This is a genomic window from Herbaspirillum sp. SJZ107 (assembly GCF_006715485.1).
GTDB lineage: Bacteria > Pseudomonadota > Gammaproteobacteria > Burkholderiales > Burkholderiaceae_D > Telluria.
In genome coordinates this window covers 1,736,719-1,761,192 of record NZ_VFNH01000001.1, presented here as the reverse complement: position 1 = coordinate 1,761,192, position 24,474 = coordinate 1,736,719, and the positions used below count along the sequence as shown (strand labels likewise).

General features: G+C 67.8%; 16 protein-coding genes. 8 read left to right on the top strand and 8 right to left on the bottom strand.

The features are described from left to right. The first annotated feature begins 20 nt into the window (after window positions 1–20). Window positions 21–2,462, top strand: a complete 2,442-nt coding sequence (locus FBX97_RS07885) for a catalase (RefSeq protein ID WP_141830103.1) — start codon at window positions 21–23, stop codon at window positions 2,460–2,462. Here the strand turns inward: FBX97_RS07885 and FBX97_RS07880 are convergent, their stop codons facing one another. Next, window positions 2,463–4,175, bottom strand: coding sequence for an ATP-binding protein (locus tag FBX97_RS07880; RefSeq protein WP_141830101.1), 1,713 nt, complete (start codon window positions 4,173–4,175; stop codon window positions 2,463–2,465). 181 nt (window positions 4,176–4,356) lie between these two features. Between FBX97_RS07880 and FBX97_RS07875 the strand changes: the two genes are divergently transcribed. Then, window positions 4,357–5,565 carry a cation:proton antiporter gene (locus FBX97_RS07875; protein ID WP_141830099.1) on the top strand — a complete coding sequence of 403 codons (1,209 nt, stop codon included), beginning with the start codon at window positions 4,357–4,359 and terminating at the stop codon, window positions 5,563–5,565. A gap of 29 nt (window positions 5,566–5,594) precedes the next feature. Next, complete coding sequence (locus tag FBX97_RS07870; protein ID WP_141830097.1) at window positions 5,595–6,164, top strand: DNA-binding protein; 570 nt, start codon at window positions 5,595–5,597, stop codon at window positions 6,162–6,164. 2 nt (window positions 6,165–6,166) lie between these two features. Here the strand turns inward: FBX97_RS07870 and FBX97_RS07865 are convergent, their stop codons facing one another. Together FBX97_RS07865 and FBX97_RS07860 are read right to left on the bottom strand one after the other, a co-directional pair. After that, window positions 6,167–6,931 (bottom strand): ZIP family metal transporter, encoded by a 765-nt coding sequence (locus tag FBX97_RS07865; RefSeq protein ID WP_141830095.1) that lies wholly within the window; start codon window positions 6,929–6,931, stop codon window positions 6,167–6,169. A 226-nt stretch (window positions 6,932–7,157) separates the two neighbouring features. After that, window positions 7,158–9,587 (bottom strand): TonB-dependent siderophore receptor, encoded by a 2,430-nt coding sequence (locus FBX97_RS07860; RefSeq protein WP_141830093.1) that lies wholly within the window; start codon window positions 9,585–9,587, stop codon window positions 7,158–7,160. A gap of 186 nt (window positions 9,588–9,773) precedes the next feature. On the opposite strand from FBX97_RS07860, the gene FBX97_RS07855 reads away from it, so the two are divergent. Next, a complete protein-coding gene (locus FBX97_RS07855) occupies window positions 9,774–11,162 on the top strand; it encodes a metallophosphoesterase (RefSeq protein ID WP_141830091.1) in 1,389 nt (462 codons plus the stop codon). Between the two features lie 172 nt (window positions 11,163–11,334). Here the strand turns inward: FBX97_RS07855 and FBX97_RS07850 are convergent, their stop codons facing one another. After that, window positions 11,335–11,829, bottom strand: coding sequence for a MarR family winged helix-turn-helix transcriptional regulator (locus FBX97_RS07850; RefSeq protein ID WP_141830089.1), 495 nt, complete (start codon window positions 11,827–11,829; stop codon window positions 11,335–11,337). A gap of 44 nt (window positions 11,830–11,873) precedes the next feature. Here FBX97_RS07850 and FBX97_RS07845 point away from each other — a divergent pair, with 44 nt between their 5' ends. The 3 genes from FBX97_RS07845 to FBX97_RS07835 all read left to right on the top strand — a co-directional run bounded on the left by FBX97_RS07845 (window position 11,874) and on the right by FBX97_RS07835 (window position 18,587). Continuing rightward, on the top strand, window positions 11,874–13,217 hold the full coding sequence (locus tag FBX97_RS07845; protein WP_141830087.1) for a chloride channel protein: 1,344 nt from the start codon (window positions 11,874–11,876) through the stop codon (window positions 13,215–13,217). A 60-nt stretch (window positions 13,218–13,277) separates the two neighbouring features. After that, window positions 13,278–16,088, top strand: a complete 2,811-nt coding sequence (locus FBX97_RS07840) for an EAL domain-containing protein (RefSeq protein ID WP_141830085.1) — start codon at window positions 13,278–13,280, stop codon at window positions 16,086–16,088. An 87-nt stretch (window positions 16,089–16,175) separates the two neighbouring features. After that, complete coding sequence (locus FBX97_RS07835; protein ID WP_255517344.1) at window positions 16,176–18,587, top strand: penicillin-binding protein 1A; 2,412 nt, start codon at window positions 16,176–16,178, stop codon at window positions 18,585–18,587. A gap of 114 nt (window positions 18,588–18,701) precedes the next feature. Here the strand turns inward: FBX97_RS07835 and FBX97_RS07830 are convergent, their stop codons facing one another. The 4 genes from FBX97_RS07830 to FBX97_RS07815 all read right to left on the bottom strand — a co-directional run bounded on the left by FBX97_RS07830 (window position 18,702) and on the right by FBX97_RS07815 (window position 21,306). Continuing rightward, window positions 18,702–19,553, bottom strand: coding sequence for a glucose 1-dehydrogenase (locus FBX97_RS07830; protein ID WP_141830083.1), 852 nt, complete (start codon window positions 19,551–19,553; stop codon window positions 18,702–18,704). A 32-nt stretch (window positions 19,554–19,585) separates the two neighbouring features. Then, window positions 19,586–20,752, bottom strand: a complete 1,167-nt coding sequence (locus tag FBX97_RS07825) for a mechanosensitive ion channel family protein (RefSeq protein ID WP_141830081.1) — start codon at window positions 20,750–20,752, stop codon at window positions 19,586–19,588. A gap of 147 nt (window positions 20,753–20,899) precedes the next feature. Next, window positions 20,900–21,088 (bottom strand): DUF3606 domain-containing protein, encoded by a 189-nt coding sequence (locus FBX97_RS07820; RefSeq protein WP_141830080.1) that lies wholly within the window; start codon window positions 21,086–21,088, stop codon window positions 20,900–20,902. A gap of 11 nt (window positions 21,089–21,099) precedes the next feature. Beyond that, entirely contained in the window at window positions 21,100–21,306 is a 207-nt protein-coding gene (locus tag FBX97_RS07815; RefSeq protein WP_141830078.1) for a hypothetical protein, read from the bottom strand. Window positions 21,307–21,318: 12 nt separating this feature from the next. Here FBX97_RS07815 and FBX97_RS07810 point away from each other — a divergent pair, with 12 nt between their 5' ends. Then, entirely contained in the window at window positions 21,319–24,432 is a 3,114-nt protein-coding gene (locus FBX97_RS07810; protein WP_141830076.1) for an amidohydrolase family protein, read from the top strand. Window positions 24,433–24,474 lie beyond the last annotated feature (42 nt).

Genomic DNA, 24,474 nt, shown 5'->3' with positions numbered 1-24,474 from the left:
ACAACCCAACGAGGTGATGCATGGCCACGCATGAGCACGACCCCAAGGACCCCGCGTTCTCTCCCAACGGCCCGCTTGACGGTGCGGGATCGATCCTCAGTACGGTAGGCGGTCCGGCCGACCCCAATCCGCCCGAAAGCCTGGGCGCCGACACGCCGGAGAGCGAGCGCCTGCTGGAAAAGGTCAGCGAAGACAAGGAACTTGCCGCCGACCGTCCCTACAACGCGACCAAGGGCCTCGAGTACGGCCTGGCCGCCTACGCCGCCCACCGCGGCGAAGTGTTCGTGCCGGACACGCCGCTGGCCACCGCCAGCACGACCACCGAAGACATCGCCTCGCGCAAGACCGGCGACGGCCAGCCGAACATCGGCGACAATCCGCTCAATGGCCCGCTGGACCGCGTGCGCGTCGACGCTACCCGCCGCGAACTCACGACCAACCAGGGCGTCAAGGTCGCCGACAACCAGGATTCGCTGAAGATCGGCCTGCGCGGCCCGACCGCGATGGAAGACTTCATCTTCCGCGAAAAGATCACCCACTTCGACCACGAGCGCATCCCGGAGCGGGTGGTGCATGCGCGCGGCTCGGGCGCCCACGGCTATTTCGAGAACTACGGCGACCTGTCCAGCCTCACGCGCGCGGCGCTGTTCTCGAAACCGGGCAAGCGCACGCCGGTGTTCGTGCGCTTTTCCACCGTCGCCGGCTCGCGCGGCTCGGCCGACACCGTGCGCGACGTGCGCGGTTTCGCCACCAAGTTCTATACCGAGGAAGGCGTGTTCGACCTGGTCGGCAACAACATCCCGGTGTTCTTCATCCAGGATGCGATGAAGTTCCCGGACATCATCCATTCGGTCAAGCCGGAGCCGCACAACGAGATCCCGCAAGCCTCGAGCGCGCACGACACCTTCTACGATTTCGCCGGGCTGTCGCCCGAGATCTTCCACATGCTGCTGTGGGTGAACTCCGACCGCGCGATCCCGCGCAGCTACCGCACCATGCAGGGCTTCGGCGTGCACACCTTCCGCCTCGTGAATGCGCAAGGCGAGTCGCATTTCGTGAAGTTCCACTGGACCCCGCTGCAAGGCACCCATTCGCTGGTGTGGGACGAAGCGGTGAAGCTGGCCGGCGCCGACCCCGACTTCCACCGGCGCGACCTGTGGGAAGCGATCGAGGCCGGCCAGTTCCCCGAGTACGAACTGGGGCTGCAGATCTTCACCGAACAGCAGGCCGCCGCCTTCAAGGTGTTCGACGTGCTCGATCCGACCAAGCTGGTGCCCGAGGAACTGGTGCCGCTGCGCCCGGTCGGCAAGCTGGTCCTGAACCGCAACCCGGACAACTTCTTCGCCGAGACCGAGCAGGTGGCCTTCTGCACCGCCCACCTGGTGCCGGGCCTGGACTTCACCAACGACCCTCTGATGCAGGGGCGCATCCACTCGTATGTCGACACCCAGCTGACGCGCCTGGGCGGGCCGAACTTCCACGAGATCCCGATCAACAGCCCGCTCGCCCAGGTCCACAACAACCAGCGCGACGGCTTCCACCGCCAGGCCATCAACCGGGGCCGCGTGGCCTACGAGCCGAACTCGCTGGCCGGCGGGTGCCCGTTCCAGGCCGGACAGCGCGGCTTCGTCAGCTATGCCGAGCACATCGATGCCAGCAAGGTGCGCGGCAAGCCGGAACTGTTCGCCGAACACTACGGCCAGGCGCGCCTGTTCTGGAAGAGCCAGACGCCGGTCGAACAAAAGCACATCATCGACGCCTTCCGGTTCGAGCTGACGCGGGTGCAGACCCCGGCGATCCGCGCCCGCATCGTCGCCGGCCTGGCCAACGTCGATGCCGGCCTGGCACGCGCCGTGGCCGACGGCCTCGGCATCCCGGTGCCGCCGCCGCTGCCGCGCGTGAACGACACCCCGATTCCGGACTATGCGCCGTCGCCGTCGCTGTCGCTGCTGGCCCACCCCGGCAAGACCGGCATCCGCACGCGCCGCATCGCGATCCTGGCCGGCGACGGTGTCGACGCCGCCGCCGTGCGTCGCCTGTACGCCTTCCTGCTGCAAGAGGGCGCCCAGCCGCGCATCGTCGGCCTGCGCCTGGGCGAACTGAAAGCCGTCAACGACAAACCGCTGGACGTCGAGGTGACGGTCGAGACCACGCCTTCGGTGATGTACGACGCCGTGGTGGTGGCGCCCGGCGAAGGGTCGGCGGCGGGACTGGCGCGCGACGGCCGCGTCCTCGACTTCGTGCGCGACGCCTATCGCCACGACAAGGCCTTCCTGATCCTGGGGGCAGGGCGGCAATTGGTGGTCGCGGCCGGGATGCCGCCGGCGCTGCCGGGGGGCGAACCGGATCCGGGGCTGATCGTGGCCGATCCGGCGCAGCTGCCGGCGGCGCTGCGGGCCTTCGCCAGGGCGGTGGCGCAGTACAAGGTGTATGCGCGCGAGACCGATCCGCCGCGGGTGTGATCAACCAGCAGGGAGCCGGGTCAGGGCAGGCGCTGTACCCTGCCGTGGCCCGTGGCCCAGCCCGATGCGCGCCAGTACCGTATTCAGCGTATCCAGGCTGACCGGTTTCGCCAGCAGGTCGTCGAACCCGGCCGCCAGCGCGGCGTCGCGGTCCTTGTCCTGGGCGTAGCCGGTGACGGCGATCAGCACCGGGCGCGCAGCGCCGCCACTGCCGTGCAGGGCGCGCGCCAGCTCGAAACCGTTCATGTCGGGCAGGCCGATGTCGAGCAGGCAGACGTCGGGCGCAAAGGCCGGCAGGGCGGCGAGGGCGGCGCCGGCGGAGTGCGCGACCGTGACCGTGTGGCCGCTGGTCTCGAGGAACAGGGCCAGCGTCACCGCCGCGTCCTGGTTATCGTCGACGATGCCGACGCGCAGCGCCGGTGCCTGCCCGTCGTCCGGGCCGCCGCGCCGTGCCTCGCGCCGCGGCGCCGAGGGCGCGGCAAGCGGCAGCGTCAGGTGGAAGGTGCTGCCCATGCCGCTGCCGGCGCTCTCGGCGCCGACGCTGCCGCCATGCAGCTGCACCAGGCTCTTGACCAGTGCCAGGCCGATGCCGAGGCCGCCCTGGCTGCGGTCGAGCCCCTGCGCGCCCTGCGAAAACAGCTCGAAGGCATGGCCGATCAGTTCCGGCGTCATGCCGATGCCATTGTCGCGGACCGTGAACGCGACCGTATCCGGCCCCGTCTCGAGCGCGACCTCGATGCGGCCGCCATCCGGCGTGTACTTGGCGGCGTTGCTGAGCAGGTTGGCGACCACCTGCACCAGGCGCTTGCGGTCGCCGCTGACGATGGCCTGGCCCGGCGCCAGTTGCAGGTCCAGCGTGTGCCCGTGGCGCTCGACCAGCGGACGCACCTGTTCGACGGCGTCGGCGATCACGTCCTTGATGTCGAGCTCGACCAGTTCGAGTTCGACCTTGCCGCGGGTGACGCGCGAGACGTCGAGCAGGTCGTCGATCAGCGAGGTCATGTGGCTGGCCTGGCGCGAGATGATGGTGCTGGCGCGCCTGACCATGGCTTCGTCGAACTTGAAATTCGACAGGATGGCGGCGGCCGAGGTGATCGGCGCCAGCGGGTTGCGCAGTTCGTGGGCCAGCATGGCGAGGAACTCGTCCTTCTTGCGGTCGGCCTGGCGCAGCGCGGCCTGGGCCGACGCCTGCTGTGCGATCAGGGCTTGCTGGTCGACCAGTGCCTTGCGCAGTTCGATCTGGCTCATGACCTGCTGGCCGAGCGTGGCCAGCGCGAATTCCTGTTGCGCCGTCAGGCCTTCCGGGCGCGGTGCCATGTCCAGCACGCACAGCGTGCCCAAGGGGACGCCGTCGCGCGTCTTCAACACCTGGCCGGCGTAGAAGCGCAGGCCGGGCGCGCCGGTGACCAGCGGATTGCAGCTGAAGCGCGGGTCGTTCAGGGTGTCGGGCACCACCATCCGCGACTCTTCCAGCAAGGCGAACTTGCAGATCGAGTCGTCGAGCGGCATTTCACGCACGCCGAGGCCGACTTCCGACTTGAACCACTGGCGGCCCCGTGCAATCAGGTTGACCACGGCGATCGGCGCATGCAGCAGCTGGGTGACCAGCTTGACCACGTCGTCGAAGGCCTGCTCGGGCGGCGTGTCGAGGATGCCATACGACTCGAGCACGGCGAGGCGCGCATCGTCTGCCACCGGGGCGCTCAGTTCCATAACGATTCGATGCTAATAAAAATGAAATTCTATCAACCATCGTCAAATCACGCAGAACGCTTGCGTGCGCCCAGCCACACCTATCAGCCGACCTAGCATCCAATTGCTTTTCAAACATTCAATTGTCCGTTAGCATAGGCGGATCATAGCGTTACATAATTACATAACACCGAGGAGACGTATGAGTAACACCGAGATCTTTCTGCTGGCGATGCTACTGATCTTCAGCCTGCCGTATCTGGTGTGGCGGCTCGGCCGCACCGATTATGTTGCGCCGCTGGCGATCGTCCAGATCATCGGCGGCATCGTGCTCGGTCCAGGCGTCGCCGGTGCGATTTTTCCCGAATATCACAAGTTTGTATTCAATCCGGAGGTCATGAAAATCCTGAGCGGCATTGCGCAATGGGGCGTGATGCTGTTCGTGATGCTGGCCGGCATCGAACTCGACCTCAAAAAAGTGTGGACCTACCGCCGCGAGAGCGCCACCACCGCCGGCCTGTCGCTCGGCATGCCCCTGCTGTTCGGCTGCGGAGCGGCGCTGCTGCTGGTCGCCTATCCGGGCTGGATGGGTCCCAAGGCGCAAGTCTGGCAATTTACCTTGGGAACCGGCATGGCCTGCGCCGTCACCGCGCTGCCGGTGCTGGTGCTGCTGATGGAAAAGCTCGACATCCTGCGCCAGCCGATGGGCCAGCGCATCCTGCGCTACGCCAGCCTCGACGACGTCGCCATCTGGGGCGTGCTGGCCCTGATCCTGCTCGACTGGGAACGCGTCGGCCGCCAGCTCGGCTTCCTGGCCGGCTTCGCGCTGCTGACGCTGGTGTTCCGGCGCCTGATGGCGCGCCTGCCGCAATCCGACCGCTGGTACGTGGCCATGATCTGGCTGATCGCCTGCGGCTTCGGCGCCGACTGGGCGGGCCTGCACTTCATGGTCGGCGCCTTCCTGGCTGGCGTGGTGATGGACGCCGACTGGTTCGGCCAGGACAAGCTGGATGCGCTGTTCAAGAACGTGCTGCTGGTGCTGATGCCGGTGTTCTTCCTCAGCACCGGCCTGCGCACCAAATGGGACATGGGTGGCTATGCCGTGTTCTTCGTCGGCGGCCTGCTGCTGTTCGCCTCGGTCGGCGGCAAGCTTGCCGGTGCCCACATTGCCGGTCGCATGCTGAAGTGGAAGCGCGGCGAAGCCTCGATCATCGGCTGGCTGCTGCAAACCAAGGGTTTGATCGAAATCATTTTTGCCAACATCCTGCTCGACAAGGGCATCATCACCAGCGAGACTTTCACCGCACTGCTGCTGATGGCCGTCGGCAGCACGATGTTGACAGTGCCGGTCGTGCATCCGAAACTGAACCGTGCACAGCATCGCGGGCTGGTGGAGCAGGCCAGCTCCTGAACGGCATTCTCGAATAGCGGAGGCGGATCATGGCGCGAAGCGGACTCACGAAGGCACAGGTCAGGTCGGTGCGCGACCGCATGCTGGCGGACGGCAAGTATCCGTCGGTCGATGCGGTGCGCCATGCGCTGGGCGACAGCGGCTCGAAGTCGACCATCCACAAATACCTGCGCGAATTGCGCGACGAGGATCCGGACGTCGGCCTGCAGCGCGACGATACCGAGGAGGCGCTGCGCGCCGTGGTGGGCCAGCTGGCAGAGCGCCTGCACGCCAATGCCGATGCGCGCATCAAGGCGCGGGTGGCGGCGCTGCAGGCGGCGCACGAGGAAGTTCTGAGCGCGAAGGAGGCGGAGCTGGCCGCGCTGCGCGATACCGTGGCGGCGCTGACTGCGCGCGTGACCCTGCTGGAGGCACGCCGCGATGCCGATGGCGGCGACCTGGACGACGAGCGCTACGGCCTGGCGCCCAGCTGGCGCACGCCGCGGCCCGACCAGGCGCATGCCGGCTTCGGCCGCTTCGACAGCGGCCTGCTGTCCTCGCGCTCGGGGCCCGGCGCCAGTTCGCCGTTCGACATGATCCGGACCGTGGCGAGGTCCTGAGCTCAGCCGCCCAGCTTGCTGAGCGCGAACGCGGCCAGGAAGCCGGCCACCGTGATCAGGCCGGCGAAATCATGGGCCGCCTCGAAGGCTTCCGGGATCATCGTATCGACCAGCATCGCCAGGATCGCGCCCGCCGCCACCGCCGTGGTCGCGGCCACCACCTGCGGCGAAAACTGCTGGAACACGGTATAGCCGACCAGCGCGGCGATGCCGGAGGCGAGGGCGATCCCGCCCCAGATGCCGAACACGTACAGCGGCGAGCGGCCGGCCTTTTTCATGCCGGCCGCGCTCGACAAGCCTTCCGGCACGTTCGACAGGAAGATCGCGCCGACCGCCACCGTGCTGACCGCGCCGCCGCCGAGCATCGACAGGCCGATCACGATCGACTCCGGGATGCCGTCGAGCAGGGCGCCGACCGCGATCGCCAGGCCGCTGCCGCTGTCTTCCTGTTCCGACGGCTGCTGGCCGCCCGAGCGCTTGCGGTGCTTGGCGCCCTGGCGCGAGAGCACCCAGTTGGCCGCCGTGTAGACCGCCGCGCCCCCGAGGAAGCCGGTGGCCATCGAGCCGAAGCCGCCCTTGTCGTAGGCCTCCGCAATGAGTTCGAACGAGAGGGCGGAGATCAGCACGCCGCTGCCGAAGGCCATGATGGCGGCGATCAGGCGCTGCGGGACCTTGAGGTAGTAGCCGACGCCGGCACCCAGGACCAGGGCGGCACCGGCAACCAGGCCCCAGAAACCGGCCTGGGCCCAGAGGGGGATGGATTGCATGGGGGTCTCCTTTTGTTATCTGCATGATAAGCAAAGGAGGAGTTGACTGGTGTACGGTTCTCTTGGGCAAGAGACGCACCGGCAGAGCAGAATCTTGTGTCTGTGTGTAAACGTCGTCCCCGCGGAGGCGGGGAACCAAGTTTGTCGAGCAGTCGTAACGCACGCAGAACTTGGATCCCCGCCTGCGCGGGGACGACGGTTTTTCGGCTAACTTACCCCAGCGGGATTACCAGCTATAGCCAGCCTTCGCGTACAGGAAGCGCCCATTGAAGCCGTTCGGCGCCCACACGCTGTACGGCTGGGTGCCGTTCAGGTTCAGGTTGCTGACCGAGGTCACCTGCGCCGGATAGCGGTTGGTGAGATTGTCGATGCCGAGCGTCACGCGCCAGTTGCTGGCCACGCGCACGCTGGCCGAGACGTCCAGCACCCATTGCGGATCGTAGTTCTGGTCCAGTGCCGGATTGTTCTGCGGCACGGTGAATTCGCCGTAGCGGGTCACGTTGGCGTGGCCGCTCCAGACGCCGCGGGTGTAATCGGCGGACAGGGTCAGCTTGTCCTTCGGCGAGCCCACGGTCAGGCGGTTGATCGACTGGCGGTCGACCAGGGTCAGGTTATTGGCAGCCAGGATCGCCGGATTGCCGGCCACGCGACGCACTTCGTTGTCGTTGTGGTTGTAGGCCAGCGTGAAGTCGGCGCGTGCGCCCTGCTGCAGCGGCAGGCGGTAGGTGCTGACCACGTCGACGCCCTTGGTGCGGGTGTCGACGGCGTTGGTGAAGTAGCGCGCCGCGCCGACGAAGATGCCCTGGGCGCGCAAGGCGTTGTTCAGCGCCGGCGCGTTGGCCAGTTGCAGGTTCGACGAGAACACGATGCGGTCGTCGATGTCGATGCGGTACAGGTCGATGCTGGTGGTCCAGTTGCGGATCGGCTGCCACTGGGCGCCGAAGCTCAGGTTGCGCGCGCGTTCCGGCTTCAGCGCCTGGGCGCCGAGCGCGCCGGCGGCCGCGCTGCCGACCGGGAAGGTGCCGGTTTCGATCAGCTGGGCGCCCTGGCCCGGGACCTGCAGCGTGTTGGTCGTCGTGATCGTGTAGTACTCCTGGGCCAGCGACGGCGCGCGGAAGCCGTTCGACACCGTGCCGCGCAGCGCGAATGCCGGCGTGAAGGCATAGCGCAGCGAGCCCTTGCCCGAGGTCGTGTTGCCGAAGTCGCTGTAGCGCTCGTGGCGCACCGCCAGCGAGCCGGACAGGTCCTTGAGGATGTCGCCTTCCAGGTTCAGGTACAGCGACTGGTTGTTGCGGCTGTTCTTGCCGGCGTTCTCGGCCCGGAAGCCGGAGAAGCCCTGGGCGCCCGAACCGAAGTAGGAATTCGGTTCGCCGGCGCCGATGTCATAGGACTCGTAGCGCGCTTCGGCACCGAAGGCCACCGTCAGCGGGCCGGCCATCCAGGCCACCGGGATGTCGCGTGCCACGTCCAGGTTGGCCAGTTCCTGGGTCGAGGTCAGCTTGCCGGCGTAGAAGCTGGTCGGGCTGGCGGCGCCGAGGGCATAGTTGACCGTGTTGTCGACGTCCAGCGAGAAGCGGTTGCGGCCATAGTTCAGGCTTGCATCCCAACGCCAGCCGGCGAATTCGCCGCGCAGGCCCGTCACCAGCGAAGAGTCGACCGACTTGCTGTTTTCCAGCGGCAGGAAGCCTTCCGGATACAGGGACGTGCGCAGGACCGGGTTGGCCGGGTTGAACGGCGTGGCGTAGGCAGTGCGCCAGTTGGCCGCCGACGAGGTCTTGCGCTCGCCGTAGTTGGCGAAGGCGTACCAGTCGATGGTGTCGGTCAGGCTGTACTGGCCGTTGACGAACAGGGTCTTCGGCTTGCTGTCCGGATCGCCGTAGCGCTGGGTGATGGTGCCCTGGCGCGGGCCGGATTCAGGACGCGGGTCGGCGAAGGAGCGGTTGGTCGCCAGGCGGTTGGCGCCCTCGACCGCGACACGTACCCAACCCTTGTCGCCCAGTGCGAAGCCGGTCGAGCCGCGCACCGTGGTCTGGTCGCCGTCGCCCTTGTCGTAGACGCCGTACATGGCTTCGACTTCGCCGCCGTCGGCGCCGCGCTTCAGGATGATGTTGACCACGCCGGCGATCGCGTCCGAGCCGTACTGGGCAGCGGCACCGTCGCGCAGCACTTCGATGTGGTCGATCGCGGCCAGCGGGATGGCGTTCAGGTCGACCGGGGCCGAGCCGCGGCCGAGGGTGCCGTTGACGTTGACCACGGCCGAGGTGTGGCGGCGCTTGCCGTTCACCAGGACCAGGGTCTGGTCCGGCGACAGGCCGCGCAGCTGGGCCGGGCGCACGGCGTCGCTGGCGTCGGCGCCGGTCGGGCGCGCGAAGTTCATCGACGGCAGCAGGCGCGACAGCACGGTGGCCAGTTCGCCCGAGCCGGTGCCCAGCAGGTCCTTGCTGGAGATGACGTCGACCGGGGATTCGGTGTCGAGGCTGCGGCGGTTCAGCGAGCGGGTGCCGGTGACGACCACGGTGTTGGCGGGCGTGTCGGCGCCAGCGGCCGGTTGGGCGGCCGAGGTGGTCTGGGCCTGGGCGGCCGGGAAGCTGGCGGCGACGAGCGTCAGGGCGAGCAGGGCGCGCGAGGGATTCGTCTTCTTATGTTTGGTGCTCATATATATTAGGGAGGATGTTGCGACGGCACTGCGGCCGTCGAGGGGGCGCAAGCTTAGCAGTTGGTCAAGCTCTTCGCCAATACCGAATGCGCCTATGCTTATATGCTCAAAGATTATGTACTGCGAGTAGCTGACGGCGCGCCACGTTGAATGTGGTAAATTCGCAATTTTGAACAAGGCCGGCCCATGCCCGTTTTCCGCTCAGTGTCTCTTGCAAGCCTGCTCGCCATCCTCGGCGGCTGTGCCAGCGTCCCGGCGTCCCATCCGCCCGAAGCCGCCTTCGTGATCGTCGGCGAAGACGGCGCCGCGATCGCGCGCGCGATCACCACCGCCCAATCCTGCCCGGCCATCGAGATCGACGGCAAGACGTCAGCGATGGCGGTGCGCGCACCGTGGGGTGCCATCCCGCTGCGCGCCGGCGGCGACGGCAAGCCGCGGCCTGGTCCGGCGTCCGGCGCCGTGCTGTCCTGCGAGACGGCGCTGCCGGCCGGCGCGGCGCGCATCGCTGTGGCGGGGCAGGCGCTGCCGCTGCCGAAGGCGGAACCGCGCCGCATCGTCGTGATCGGCGACACCGGCTGCCGCCTGACGGCCAAGGAAACCCAGGACTGCAACGATCCGAAGGCCTATCCGTTCGCGCGCGTGGCGGCCAGCGCCGCCGCCTGGAAGCCGGACCTGGTCGTGCACGTGGGCGACTTCCACTACCGTGAGGCGTCGTGCCCGGCCGACCGGCCCGGCTGCGCCGGTTCGCCCTGGGGGTATGGCTGGGATGCCTGGAACGCCGACTTCTTCACGCCGGGCAAGGCGCTGCTGGACGCCGCCCCCTGGATCATGGCGCGCGGCAACCACGAGACCTGCGTGCGCGGCGGCCAGGGCTGGTGGCGCTTCCTCGACCCGCATCCGATGAACGGCCGCAGCTGCGACGACCCGGCCCGGGACGCCGTCGCCGACTATGCCGATCCCTACGTGGTGCCGATCGGCGGCGACGCCCAGTTCCTGGTGTTCGACAGCGCGAACACCTCGTACAAGGGCTTCAAGCCAGGCGACGCACGGCTGGACAAGTATGCCGACACCTGGCGCAAGATCGAGGCGCTGTCGAAGCGTGCCCGCCACAGCATCGCGGTCGACCACCATCCGCTCTACAACTTCGGCGCCGAACGCAATGCCGACACCGGCGCGATCAAGCTGTTTGGCGGCGACGCCGGCCTGATCCAGACCTTCGCCCCGTTCACGCCGCGCCTGCTGCCGGCCGGCGTCGACGTGCTGCTGTCGGGCCACGTGCACCTGTGGGAACAGACCAGCTTCGCGACCGACCATCCGACCCAGTTCGTGGCCGGATTCGCCGGCACCGCCGAAGACATCGTGCCGCTGCCGTCCACCATCCCCGACATGCTGCCGGCGCCGGGTGCGCGCGTCGACGCGATGAGTTCCTGGATCGACGGTTTCGGCTTCATGAGCATGGAGCGTACCGGGACCGACAGCTGGCATGTGGTCGTGCATGACCGGGATGGGAACGAGAAGACGACGTGCGAGATCCGTGGCAGCAAGTCGAAGTGCGCCGTGGGGCAGGTACACTGACATACATTTCGTCAAATGTACTTGCTTTAAGCACAGCATCCGTGCCATCATAGAAGCGTGAGCAGGGCAGCACGACGCCGCCGTTGCGATCAGCGATGAGGATACGATGTATCTATTTGGCTCCCGGTCCTGCCGGGAGCCTTTTTTTTCCGATCGAAACGGGATGGATGCTCTAGAGCTGGGCCAGCGGCACCTTGCCGACCGACTCGTCGGCTTCGAGCAGGGCGATCAACTTGCCGAGGTCCTGTTCGAGGCGGGCCAGGGTGGCTTCGTCGAGGCTGGAGAGGGCGTCCGGCAGCACGCCCGCGAACGGCATCGGGGCACTGCGCAGCACTTCCTGGCCGGGCGGCAGGATGCGCAGCGACACGCTGCGGCGGTCCATGCCTTCGCGCGCGGCGACGGCCAGGCCGCGTTCGCACAGCGCCTTGATCAGGTTGCTGGCGGTGGACTGGTGGATGTCGAGCTCGCGCGCGAGTTCGGTCACGCCGATCCCGGGCCGGCGCTCGATCACGGACAGCGCCCACAACTGGGCGCCGCCGACGCCGGCCTCGCGCTCGACCTGGCGGAAGTGGGTTTTGACGGAATTGAAGACGATGCGGAACTGGCGCAGCACGCGTGTGGTCGACGCCGGCTCCGCGGCCTGGATGGGATCTGAAGATGGGGACATGGCAGGATGATAGCGGAAAACCGGCAACCGAAGATGCCGGACGCATGAATTCGCCCGGCGAGTGGGACGATGCGCTGCGGCGCGAACTGGCCGACTGGCGCGTCTGGGCGGTGCGCGGCCTGGTGGTCGCGCTGGCGATCCTGGCCGGATTGACCATCGTCGGCTTTACCTGGCTGGCCGAGACCGCCAGCGCCCAGTTCACCGTGCTGCGCCGGCATGCGGCCTGGGCGCCGCTGCTGTGGACGCCGCTGTGCGCGGCCGCGGTGGTCTGGCTGACGCGCCGCTTCGCCCCCGGCGCGGCCGGCTCCGGCATCCCCCAGGTGATGGCCACGCTCGAGCCGCGCGTCGGCGAGGCCGAGCGCGGGCTGTTCGTGTCGCTGCGCCTGAGCGTCGCCAAGATCCTGCTGACCGCCGGCGGCCTGCTGGGCGGACTGTCGCTCGGGCGCGAAGGCCCGTCGGTACAGATCGCCGCCGGCATCATGCTGCAGGCGAGGCGCTTCATGCCTGCCAACATGCCGCCCGGGGCCGCGGTCGGCGTGCACGGCCTGCTGGTGGCGGGTGGCGCCGCCGGTATCGCCGCCGCCTTCAATACGCCGCTGGGCGGGGTCATGTTCGCGATCGAAGAACTGGCGCGAGCACCCGAGCAGCGCAGCAGTGGCCTGATCATCGCCGCCATCGTGCTGGCCGGCCTGGTGGCGGTGTCGGCGCACGGCAACGGCGCCTATTTCGGCGTCATCCACGCGTCGTCGATCGGCCTCGACCTGCTGTGGCCGGGCCTGCTGCTGGCGATCGTGGCCGGGATTGCCGGCGGCCTGTTCTCGCGTCTCCTGATCGCCTCGCTGTCGGGCCAGAGTCCTGACCGCTTTTCGCGCTTCCGCGCACGCCGTCCGGTATGGTTCGCGGCCGGTTGCGGGCTGGCGGTGGCGGTGATCGGCCTGGTCACCGGCGGCGCCGCCTTCGGCTCCGGCTACGGCACCACGCGCGCCATGGTCGAGGGCAGCGGCACGATGCCGGCGGCCTACGCGCTGTTCAAGTTCCTGGCCACCTGGCTGACCACCTGGTCCGGCGTCCCGGCCGGCATCTTCGCCCCCTCGCTGGCGATCGGGGCCGCGCTCGGCAACGATATCGCGCTGCTGCTGTACCACGCCCAGGTGCCGGCGCTGATCGCGCTCGGCATGGTCGGCTTCCTGGCCGCCGCGACCCAGGCGCCGCTGACCGCCTTCATCATCGTGATGGAAATGGTCGACGGCCATGCGATGGTACTCAGCCTGATGGCATGCGCGCTGGTTTCCTTCGTCGTCGCGCGTGCGATCAGCCCGCCGCTGTACCCGAGCCTGGCGCGGATGCAGCTGGGGCGCGTCAAGCCGCCGGCCCAGGCGGGCGAATGAGCACGGCGGACTGATCGTCAATACAGCGTGCATAACGGCTGAAGCCTGCTAGCATGGGTCATGTCCACCCAAAAAGCGCGCCCAGGCCGCCTGCGCGCGCGGCTGCCTTCCCTGCTCGCGGTCCTGACCTTGCTGACAGGACTCGGGATCACTGCGCTCCTTTTCGCCGACGCCCGTAGCGCCGAACAGGAGAAAGCGCGCTCGGCCTTCCTGCAGTTTGCCGAAACCCGCGTTGCCGCCGTGCGCCGCACTTTCAACGAAGCGCTCGAGGTGCTGCAGGCCACCAATGCGCTGTTCGGCGCCATGGGGCAGGTCAGCCGCGCCCAGTTCACCGCGTTCGCACATCCGCTGCTGGCCAGCCATCCGTACATCCAGGCGGTCGTCATGGAACGCATCGTCTACGCAGACGAGCGCGCCGCCTACGAGCGCGCGCAAGCGGTGGAGCGGCCAGGCTTTCGCATCCGGGAACGCAGGGACGGCGGCCTGGTGCCGGCCGCGCCGCGCGACCGTTACCTGGTAATCGAGTACATCGAGCCGGCCGACGGCAATACCGGCGTTCTCGGCTACGACGCCCTGTTCTACAGCGACGAAAACGAGGCGTTCGTACGCGCGGTGGACAGCGGCGCGCCGGCGTCCACCGTCATGCTGCCGCTGATCCAGCGCAGCGGCAGGATGGGCATCGTGCTGGTGCAGCCGCTGTACCGCCCCGGTACCCATCCCGCCGCCCAGGAAACCCGGCGCGCCGCTGCGGTCGGCGACACCGCGGTCGTGATCGACGTCGCCGACATGGTCGGGGGCAGCCTGGCCAGCGGCAACCTGCTGGCACGCGCCGGCATGTCGATCGAACTGCACGGGCCGTACGACGGCACCCGGCGCCTGGCGTACCGCCACGACACACTCGAACGCAAGACCGAGCCGGCCTGGCGCACCTGGATGAACGACACCGTGTTCACCACCCGACGCCACTTCGACGTCGCCGGCCAGCGGTGGGAATTGCGGCTGGCCGGCCATTCCAGCGAAATGGTGAGCGGGACCGGTCCGCTGACGATGCTGGTGCTGGGCGTGCTGGCCAGCCTGGCGGCGGCCGCCTACGTGCAGAGCCGGGTGCGGCGTACACGCCGCATCGAAGAGCTGGTCATACGCCGCACCGCCGACCTGCGCGAGGCCCTGGTCGACCTGCGCCTGTACCGGCGCGCCATCGACGCCAGCGCGAATGCCGTGATCCTGATCAGTGCCACCCGGCCGGGTTTCCCGATCGTGCACGTGAATCCGGCCTTCGAACGCATGCGCGGCTATGCCGGCGCCGAGGTCGTGGGGCGTAGCCTGCTCGAACTGGGCGAAAAGGAGCCGGACCAGGCCGCGGTGGCCGAACTGCGCAGCGCGATGCGCGAGCGGCGCGAAGGCCAGGCATCGATGCGGCTGCGCTGCAAGGACGGACGCGAACTGTTCGCCGAAGTCTACATCGCGCCGGTCAACGACCGCGAAGGCCGGACCACCCATTATGTGATGACCCAGTACGACGTGACCACGGCCAAGCGCTACGAGGCCGAACTGGAGTCGCATGCGCGCTTCGATACGCTCACCGGCCTGGCCAACCGCTCGCTGCTGCACGACCGCATCGAGGGAGCGCTGAATTTCTCGGGCGGGCGGCCCTCGGTGTGGGTGGCCGCGCTCGATCTCGACCATTTCAAGTTCGTCAACGACACCCTCGGGCACCAGGCCGGCGACCGCCTGCTGAAGGCAGTCGCCGCGCGCATCGCCGGCGCGGTCGAGCGCAGCGACACGGTGGCGCGCACCGGCGGCGACGAATTCGTGCTAGTGCTGCCCGGGCGTGCCGACGAGGGCGAAGCCGCCGACACCGTGCGTACCGTGCTGGCCGCGCTGGCGCACCCGCTGGTGGTCGACGGTCACGAGCTGGTGCTGACCGGAAGCGCCGGCGTGGCCGGCTTCCCGCTCGACGGCAACGACGCCGCCACCCTGATCCAGCATGCGGAAGTCGCGATGTACCGCGCCAAGGAGACCGGGCGCAATACGGTACAGTTCTATACGTCCAGCATGAATGCCAGGGCCCGCGACCGCCTCGCGCTCGAGATGGCGCTGCGCAGTGCGCTCAGCCAGAACGAATTCGAGCTGTATTACCAGCCGCAGGTGGACCTGCTCAGCGGCTCGGTGGTCGGGGTCGAGGCCCTGATCCGCTGGCGCCATCCGAGCATGGGCATGGTGCGTCCGGACCGCTTCATCAACCTGGCCGAGGAAACCGGCCTGATCGTCCCGATCGGGGCCTGGGTGCTGCGCACCGCCTGCCGCCAGCACAGCGACTGGCAGGATGCCGGCTACGGCCCGCTGCGGGTGGGCGTGAACCTGTCGGCGCGCCAGTTCGCCGACCCCGGGCTGCTGCGCCAGATCGAGCGCGTGCTCGAGGAAACCGGCATGCCGCCATCCTCGCTCGAGATCGAAATCACCGAAAGCCTGGTGATGGAAGACGTCGAAGGCGCGATCCGCACCATGGGCGAGCTGAAACGGATGGGCATCAAGCTGTCGATCGACGATTTCGGCACCGGCTATTCGAGCCTGTCCTACCTGCGCCGCTTCCCGGTCGACGTGCTCAAGATCGACCGCAGCTTCGTGCGCGACATCGCCTGCAGCGAAGACGACGCGGCGATGGTGTCGGCCATCATCGAACTGGCGCGCGGACTGCGCATGCGCACCATCGCCGAAGGAGTCGAGACCGAGGCCCAGCTCGACACCCTGAAGCGGCGCGGCTGCGACGAGGTGCAGGGACACGTGTATGGCAAGGCCGAGCCCGGGCCGACCGTGGAAGCGCTGCTGCGCAACGGGCGCCGCGTCGATCCCCATCCGGCGTCGTCCTGAGCGCCGTACGTACTCTTGTGCAGCGTACATTTACACGCCGTCAGCTATACTTGCAGCTCTATTAATATGTAGCAGGCAGGAACCGAAGTGGATGACCATAACAACGGCAAGCAATGGAATGGACGCGAACGCAGGCTGCTGGACCGCGCCGGGGCGCGTGCCCGGCAGGAGTACGCGCGCGCGCATGGGCTGCTCATGCAGAAGCCGCCGCTGCAGCGCTGGCTGTGGATCGTCGGCGGCGCCTCGGTCCTGCTGGTGGCCGTCTTCGTCATCTATATCGCCATCCTGTTCCCGCTGACGCCGGGTATCGAGGACGTGAAGCAGGCGCGCGTGGCGCGTCCGACCGTGGTCGTCTCGAGCGACGGCCGCGAGCTGGCCAGCTTCGAGCAGGGGGTGCAGGACAGGGTGCCGCTGTCGCAGGTGTCGAAACACGTGGTGACGGCGCTGATCGCGACCGAGGACCACCGCTTCTACGAACACCACGGCATCGACTTCACCCGTACCGCCGGCGCCTTCGTCGCCAACCTCAAGGGCGATGCCCAGGGCGGCTCGACCATCACCCAGCAGCTGGCGCGCAACATGTTCCGCGACGAGATCGGCCGCGCGCGCAACATCAACCGCAAGCTGAAGGAGCTGATCACCGCCTTCAAGATCGAGAACACCTACAGCAAGACCGAGATCCTCGAGGCCTACCTGAACACGGTGCCCTTCCTGTACAACACCTACGGCATCGAGGCGGCGGCGCGCACCTACTTCAACAAGCCGGCGCTGCAGCTGAACGAGACCGAGGCCGCGACCCTGGTCGGCATGCTGAAGGGCACTGCCTACTACAACCCGGTGACCAATCCGGAACGCTCGCTGGCGCGCCGCAACGTGGTGCTGGCGCAGATGCTGAAAGCCGGCGCCTTCGACGAGAACCGCTACAAGCAGCTGTCGCGGCGGCGCCTGGGCCTGCATTTCACGCGCCAGGCCGAGCGCACCGGCAAGGACGACCACTTCACCGCCTACGTACGGCGCTGGCTGGTCGAATGGGCCGACAAGAACGACGCCGACCTGCAGCAGGACGGCCTGGTGGTGCAGACCACGCTCGACTACGACCTGCAGCAGGACGCCGTGCGCGCAGTGGAACGCCAGGCCGATGCACTGCAGGCGATCGCCGACGTCGACTGGGCCCATTCGTGGCAGGTGAATGCCAGCCAGCCGCAGACCTACATCTCGATGCGCGAGAACGTGACGCCGTTCGAGTACTTCTGGCAGTCGCACGGCGACCTGCTGAATGCCTTCGTGCGCGAATCGGGCGAGTACCGCAAGGCGGTCGAAGCCGGCGACAAGCCGGAGGCCGTACTCAAGCGCCTCAGGGGAAACCGCGAGTTCATGCGCAACCTGAAAATCGCCAAGTCGCGCCTGGAAGCTGGCTTCGTCGCCATGGACCCGGCCAGCGGCGAAGTCAAGGCCTGGGTTGGCAGCCGCAACTTCCAGCGCGAGCAATATGACCACGTGAACCAGGCGGCGCGCCAGCCGGGGTCCACCTTCAAGCCAATCGTCTACGCCGCCGCGCTGGAAAAGGGCATCGCGCCCGAGCATCCCTACCGCGACGCCGTCACCAGCATCCGCTTCGGCGACGGCACCATCTGGCGCCCGACCGACATGAGCGGCACCACCGGGCGCACGCTGACGATGCGCGACGGCCTGGTGTTCTCGAAGAACACCATCACCGCGCAGGTGATGCAGGACGTGGGCGTGGCGCCGATCGTCAAGCTGGCCCAGGACATGGGCGTGCGCCAGTCGAAGCTGGCCCAGGTGCCGTCGATCGCCCTCGGCACCAGCCCGGTGACGCTGCTGGAAATGGTGAGCGCCTATTCCACCATCGCCACCCAGGGCGAATACCGGCACCCGGTGTTCGTGCGCAGGATCACCGACCGCGACGGCAAGGTCATCGCCGACTTCGGTTCGCAGCAGCCGCAGCGCGTGCTGTCGCAGGCCTCCGCCGTCACCCTGCTGGACATGATGCGCGGCGTGATCAACCGCGGCACCGGCACCGCGATCCGCTACAAGTTCGGCATCACCGCCGACGTCGCCGGCAAGACCGGCACCACCCAGAACAATGCCGACGGCTGGTTCATCATGATGCACCCGAACCTGGTGGCGGGCGCCTGGGTCGGCTTCAACGACAACCGCGTGACGATGCGCTCGAATTACTGGGGCCAGGGTGGCCATAGCGCGATCCTGCTGGTCGGCGACTTCTTCAAGGATGCCCTCGCCAGCGGCAAGGTCAGCGCCGACGCGCTGTTCCCGGGCGGCCAGAAGGCGGCGCCGGTGTACCGCCGCGAGGAAGCGCCGGTCGAGGAGGACATGGAAGAGGGCGGCGACATGGAGCAGGAAGGCGGTCCGCCGGCCGACGAGCCGGTCGGCCCGAGCCCGGAGCAGGCGCCGATGCCGGAGCCGGAGCAGGAACCCTTGCCGCCGGGGCAGGGCAACCAGTTGCCGAATGATGCTTGAGGTGATTTACCGTGATGCGAACGGTAATGCCGGATAGCGTGTTTGTGGAATTACTGTGACGCGAACGAAAATGAACGTCGCCCCCGCGGAGGGGGACGACGTTGATGCGACCGTTTACAGGATCGGCGTACCGCCGGTCACCGCGATGCGGGCGCCCGACACGTAGCTCGCCTCGTCGGTCGCCAGCATCACGTACACCGGCGCCAGTTCCTTCGGCTGTCCGGCACGCTTCATCGGCGTCTCGGCGCCGAAGCTCTCGACCTTCTCAGGCGGCATGGTCGACGGAATCAGCGGGGTCCAGATCGGGCCCGGGGCCACCGAATTCACGCGGATGCCTTTTTCGGCCAGCAGCTGCGCCAGGCCGGCCGTGAAGTTGGCGATCGCGCCCTTGGTGGTGGCGTAGGCCAGCAGCTGCGGCGTCGGCTTGTCGGAATTGATCGACGTGGTGTTGATGATGGCCGAGCCCGGCTTCATGTGCTTCACCGCTGCCTTGCAGATGTAGAACATCGCGCTGATGTTCACCGCGAAGGTGTGTTCCCACTCGTCGTCCGGGATTTCCTCGATCGATTCATGGGTCATCTGGTAGGCGGCATTATTCACCAGCACGTCGATGCGGCCGAATTCCTGCACCGCCTTGTCGACCAGCGCGCGGCACACGTTACGATCGGACAGGTCGCCGGGGAACAGCACCGCCTTGCGGCCGGCTTCGGTGACCAGGCGCGCGGTTTCCTGCGCATCCTCGTCTTCGTTCAGGTAGCCGATCAGGACGTCGGCGCCTTCGCGCGCATAGGCCAGGGCGACGGCGCGGCCGATGCCGGAGTCGGCGCCGGTGATGACTGCTGCCTTGCCCTCGAGCCGGCCGCGGCCGACGTAGCTGGTTTCGCCGTGGTCGGCCTTAGGGGTAAGCTGCGCTTCGGTGCCCGGGGGCTGCTGTTGCTGTGCGGGGAATTGCTTTTCTTCGGGCATTGCTTTCTCCTTTTGAAACGTGAGTGGGAATTTTAGGCGCCACGGATCAGGGATGGCGCTCGCGTGCCGCCAGGAATCCCATAGGTCGGCGCGTTAACACCTTCGGCGCCGGCCGGCGCACGGGCGTCGCCCTTGCCGGGCTGCTCGTGCAGCGTGAATTCCTGGGCGCGCGGCGCGGTCGAGATGCCCAGATCGCGCAGCATCTCCATGGTTTCCAGCAGTACCGCCTGCTGGGTCGACAGGAACAGGCCGTAGTTGGCATCCTGCAGGTTGTAGACGATGTCGTACTCGATGAAGTCCTGGGTCATCGTGGTCAGGTTGACGTGGTCGAACTTGACCTGGTCCTTGGCCTGGATGATGGCGCCGAGGCGCTCCGGCACCTTGGCCGCGAGTTCGGGCGCGGTGGACGGGTTGACGCGCAGCGTGTACTGCACGCGGCGGGTCGACTGGCGCTTGAAGTTGTGCACCACCTTGCGCAGCAGTTCGGCGTTGGCGATCACGATCTGCTCGCCCGACAGGGCGCGGATGCGGGTCGTCTTCAGGCCAACATGTTCGATCGAGCCGGAGAATTCCGGCACCGAGATCGAATCGCCGACCTCGAAGGGCTTGTCCAGCGCGATCGACAGCGAAGCGAACAGGTCGCCGAGGATGTTCTGCACCGCCAGCGCGACGGCCACGCCGCCGATGCCGAGGCTGGCCACGAAGGTGGTGACGTTGATGCCGAGGTTGGACAGCATCGCCAGCAGGAAGATGGTCCACACGCTCCACTGCATCGCCCAGATGACGAGGGTATGCGCTACCGAGACCTGGTCGTCTTCGCGGCCCTTGCCGTGCGTCTGGAAGTAGCGGCGCGCGCTGACGTCGATCGCGCGGTGCAGCCACAGCGCGATCTGGGCGCCGAGGGTCAGGAACCACAGGTGGCCGACGCGCGCATCCCAGGGCGGCGGCAGGTTGAGCACGGATACGCCGATCAGGATCGAGGTCGCCAGGATGGCCAGCTTGCTGGTGCGTGCCAGTGTCTGACGCAGCACGTCGACCAGGGGCCTGTGGGCGCGTGCGCCATCGAGCGCGTCGAGGCGGCGCCGGAACAGCATCACGGCGCCGTGGATGAGGGTGAAGCTGACGACCGCCGCGCCGACCGCGAAGGCGAGGTTGGTCCAGCTTATGTCGAGGGAAGTGAAATAGCCGCGGATAGTCATTGGGCTCCTTGCGAATCAGGTTGTATCGAGGCGCGCCGGCACTGCAGGCAATGCGGCGGCATACGGAATGGACGCGTGTCGCGTCCATGAAGATGGCGGAGCGTGCTCGCGCCCGGCGCGGCCGGGCACGGAGTGGAACGGTAGCGCTTAGTGCTTGTTGCCGGTCAGGTGCTGGCGCACCGTGTTCACGCTGCTGCTGCCGGCCGACTTGACCGCGCGTTCCAGTTCTTCCTTCGAGACGCCGAGGGTCTTGGTCCAGTACTGGACTTCCCACGGCTCATGCAGGTTGATGCGGCTGCGGTCCTGCGGACCACGGTTGTGCAGATCGTCAGACATGATGGGCTCCTTTACTTTACGTTTATACCGATTTCAGGATGCCACCCGCCGGGCAGCGCTTCCGTTCGCTGCTTCACGTTGAGTTCGCATTCTTTACGGAACAATTTAATTCCAAAAAGGTTCCAATGCAGCAGTAATACCTGTTGAGCGTGCTCAGCAAAAGCGCTGATACTTGCACTGTCGAGCGAACCCGGCTTTAGGATCAGCTGGTCACTCACCCGGAGACCGTCATGAACGATTCCGCCACGCCTTATTCCTTCCGCCCGCTGGCCGGCCCCGTACTCACCGCCGCCATCGCCACCGCCTTCCTCAGCGCCTGCCAGTGGCCCCACCGGTCCGGTGCCGACCAGCTCAACGACCTGCGCGGCCCCACCCGCGACTACGTGGTCGAGCTGCGCGAAGGGACCGACATGGCCGCGGCACCCTCGCCCGACGGTACACGCATCGTGTTTTCGAACCAGGGCGCGCTCTGGATCATGCCCATTGGCGGCGGGAAGGCGACCCGCATCACCGGCTGGCAGCTGGAGCCGACCGCGCCGGTCTGGTCGCCCGACGGCAGCCGCATCGCCTTCCAGAACTACGCTCCCGTAGGCAACTACCATATCTGGACCATCATGCCGGACGGCCGCAACGCCACCGAACTCACGACCGGGCCGAACGACGACCGCGAGCCGGCCTGGTTGCCCGACGGCAGCGGCCTGGTGTTCTCGAGCGACCGCAGCAACGACGGCCAATACAAGATCTGGCGTGTGGCGAGCGGCGGCGGCCAGCCGCAGCGGGTCACGGCCGGGCCGGGCATGGAAAGCAATCCGGTGGTGTCGCCCGACGGCACGCGCGTGGCATATGTCGACGGCGCCAACGTGGTGACCGCGCCGCTGGCCGGCGGCGCCGCCGCGATCGTCGCCCCCGGCACGGCCCCGACCTGGGCCCCGGGCGGCGCCGGCCTGGTCTACCAGAACGCCGCGCGCCAGCTGGTGGTCGGCGGCGCCCAGGTCACGACCGACGAGGACATCTTCCCGTTTCCGGTGCGCTGGCTGCCGGACGGGCGCTTTCTGTACACGGCCGACGGCCACATCCGGGTCCGCGACGCGCTCGGCGGCAACCCATCGGACATCGCCTTCCGTGCTGAACTGGGGCTGCGCCGCCCCACCTTTGCGCGCCGCAAGGACCGCCATTTCGACGACCGGGGCGCGCGCGCGGTGTCGGGCATCAGCGCGCCGGTGCTGTCGCCGGACGGACAAAGTATCGCCTTTGTCGCCCTGAACGATGTCTGGGTGATGCGCATTGGCGGCGTCCCGCGCCGGCTGACCGACGACATCGACCGTGACACCAGTCCGCAATGGAGCGCCGACGGCCACGCGGTCTACTTTTCGAGCGAACGCGGGAATGCCGGCCAGCTCGCGGTCGACCAGGTCGACGTCGCCACCGGTGCGCGCACGCGGCTGGCGGCGATTCCCGGCCGCTCGATGGCCAACCCGAAGCTGTCGCCCGACGGCGGGCGCATCGCCTACACCACGCTGGCCGGCCAGCTGGAGGTCTGGAACCGTGCCACCGGCAGCTTCGAGGTGATCGTCACGGCCGTCGGCAGCCAGGTCAGCACGCCGCAATGGACACCGGACGGGCGCCGCATCCTGGTCGTCGATAACGAACGCATCAACAACCGCTACCGCGAGGGCTACAACAAGCTGCGCGTGATCGACCTTGCCACGCGCCAGGCGGTTTTCTACGGCGTGGCGGCCGCGCCGCGCCAGATCAGCGAACGCGACGAGGGTGCGGCGGTACTGTCGCCGGACGGGCGCCGGGTCGCCTTCATCATGGATTCGCTGCTGCACCTGATGCCGCTGAACCCGGACGGCTCGCCCGCCGGCCAGGCGCGCGTGCTGTCGAACGAACCGGCCGACCTGCCATCCTGGGGCGATTCGAACACGCTGCTGTACAAATCGGCCGAGCGCATCCGCACCCTGCGCGTCGACGCCACCGGCAACCCCGGCACCCCGGCCGACGTCCCAGTGCGGCTGAGCTGGCGCCAGCAGGTTCCAGCCGGCACTACCCTGATCCGCGCCGGCGCGCTATGGGACGGACTGTCGCCCTCGCTGCGCTATGACGTCGACATTCTCGTCCGCGGCAATCGCATCGCCTGGGTACGGCCGCATCGTGCCGGCAGCGAAACCGGCGCCGAGCGCTACGTCGACGCCAGCGGCCTGACCGTGATGCCGGGCCTGATCGAAACCCACATCCATCCGCTGACCCTGTATCAGGGCGGCCAGGTCGGACAGTGGCTGCCGCTGATGCTGTCCTACGGTGTGACCACCGGGCAGTCGGTCGGCGGGCCGCTGCACCAGTCGATCGAGCTGCGCGAATCGCTCGAAGCCGGACGGCTGGTGGGACCGCGCCTGTTCGTCTCGCCGCCGCTGTGGGAGGGCAACCGCCTGTTCTACCATTTCGCGCGCAGCCTGCGCACGCCCGAGGTGGCCGACATCGAGATCGCCAAGGCCAAACGCATGGACGTCGATTTCATGAAGTCCTACGTGCGGGCGCCGATCCCGGTCATGAGCCGGATCGCCCAGGGCGCCCTCGACCTCGGCGTGCCGAGCGGGACCCACCCGATCAGTCCGGGCGCCCAGACCGGCATCGCAGGCACCACCCATCTGTCGGCCACCCAGCGCATGGGCTACAGCTGGTCGAAATCCTTCGTCAAGGCGATCACCTACCAGGATGCTTACGACATCTACGGCAAGGGTGGCTTCCACCTGATCGACACCTTGTTCTCGGCGTCGGCCCTGGCCGGGCTCGACCCGGGCATCGCCACCGACCCGCGCTTCATCCTGGTGCCGCCGAATTTCGTGGCGGGATTGCAGAACGCCGTGCCGCCCACCGCGGCCCAGCTGGCCGGCATCGTCAACGACGCTACCCAGCAGGCCAAGGTAGTGGCGGCCGGCGGCCTGGTGGCCAATGGCACCGACTCGCCCCTGGTGGTGCCGGGCATTCAGCTGCACCTCAACCTGCGCGCGGCCGGCATGGCGCTCGGTAACTACACGGCACTGCAGACGGTGACAATCAATGCCGCCAGGATGGCGCTAGTGGAGCGCGATCTCGGTTCGGTGGAAGCAGGCAAGCTGGCCGACCTGATCGCGGTGCGAGGGAATCCGCTGGCCGACCTGCGCGCGGCCGCCGCCGTGCAGTATGTGATCAAGAACGGGCGCACCTACACGCAGGCAGAAATCCTGGCCCCGTTCAGCACACCGGCGGCGCTGGCGGCGCGACGCGGCAACCTGGCGGCATACGCAGCGCGCTGCAAGGCGCAACCAGCCGAGTGCGAGCAGGACCACGGGCACGCCGACTGAACGGCAACCGGCAAGGTTGAAACAGGACTGGGCGGTGCCGAA

What these genes read in the sequence shown, in the direction of transcription:
- FBX97_RS07885 (WP_141830103.1), top strand. Translation starts at nt 21, where the DNA reads ATGGCCACGCATGAGCACGACCCCAAGGACCCCGCGTTCTCTCCCAAC.
- FBX97_RS07880 (WP_141830101.1), bottom strand. Translation starts at nt 4,175, where the DNA reads ATGGAACTGAGCGCCCCGGTGGCAGACGATGCGCGCCTCGCCGTGCTC.
- FBX97_RS07875 (WP_141830099.1), top strand. Translation starts at nt 4,357, where the DNA reads ATGAGTAACACCGAGATCTTTCTGCTGGCGATGCTACTGATCTTCAGC.
- FBX97_RS07870 (WP_141830097.1), top strand. Translation starts at nt 5,595, where the DNA reads ATGGCGCGAAGCGGACTCACGAAGGCACAGGTCAGGTCGGTGCGCGAC.
- FBX97_RS07865 (WP_141830095.1), bottom strand. Translation starts at nt 6,931, where the DNA reads ATGCAATCCATCCCCCTCTGGGCCCAGGCCGGTTTCTGGGGCCTGGTT.
- FBX97_RS07860 (WP_141830093.1), bottom strand. Translation starts at nt 9,587, where the DNA reads ATGAGCACCAAACATAAGAAGACGAATCCCTCGCGCGCCCTGCTCGCC.
- FBX97_RS07855 (WP_141830091.1), top strand. Translation starts at nt 9,774, where the DNA reads ATGCCCGTTTTCCGCTCAGTGTCTCTTGCAAGCCTGCTCGCCATCCTC.
- FBX97_RS07850 (WP_141830089.1), bottom strand. Translation starts at nt 11,829, where the DNA reads ATGTCCCCATCTTCAGATCCCATCCAGGCCGCGGAGCCGGCGTCGACC.
- FBX97_RS07845 (WP_141830087.1), top strand. Translation starts at nt 11,874, where the DNA reads ATGAATTCGCCCGGCGAGTGGGACGATGCGCTGCGGCGCGAACTGGCC.
- FBX97_RS07840 (WP_141830085.1), top strand. Translation starts at nt 13,278, where the DNA reads ATGTCCACCCAAAAAGCGCGCCCAGGCCGCCTGCGCGCGCGGCTGCCT.
- FBX97_RS07830 (WP_141830083.1), bottom strand. Translation starts at nt 19,553, where the DNA reads ATGCCCGAAGAAAAGCAATTCCCCGCACAGCAACAGCAGCCCCCGGGC.
- FBX97_RS07825 (WP_141830081.1), bottom strand. Translation starts at nt 20,752, where the DNA reads ATGACTATCCGCGGCTATTTCACTTCCCTCGACATAAGCTGGACCAAC.
- FBX97_RS07820 (WP_141830080.1), bottom strand. Translation starts at nt 21,088, where the DNA reads ATGTCTGACGATCTGCACAACCGTGGTCCGCAGGACCGCAGCCGCATC.
- FBX97_RS07810 (WP_141830076.1), top strand. Translation starts at nt 21,319, where the DNA reads ATGAACGATTCCGCCACGCCTTATTCCTTCCGCCCGCTGGCCGGCCCC.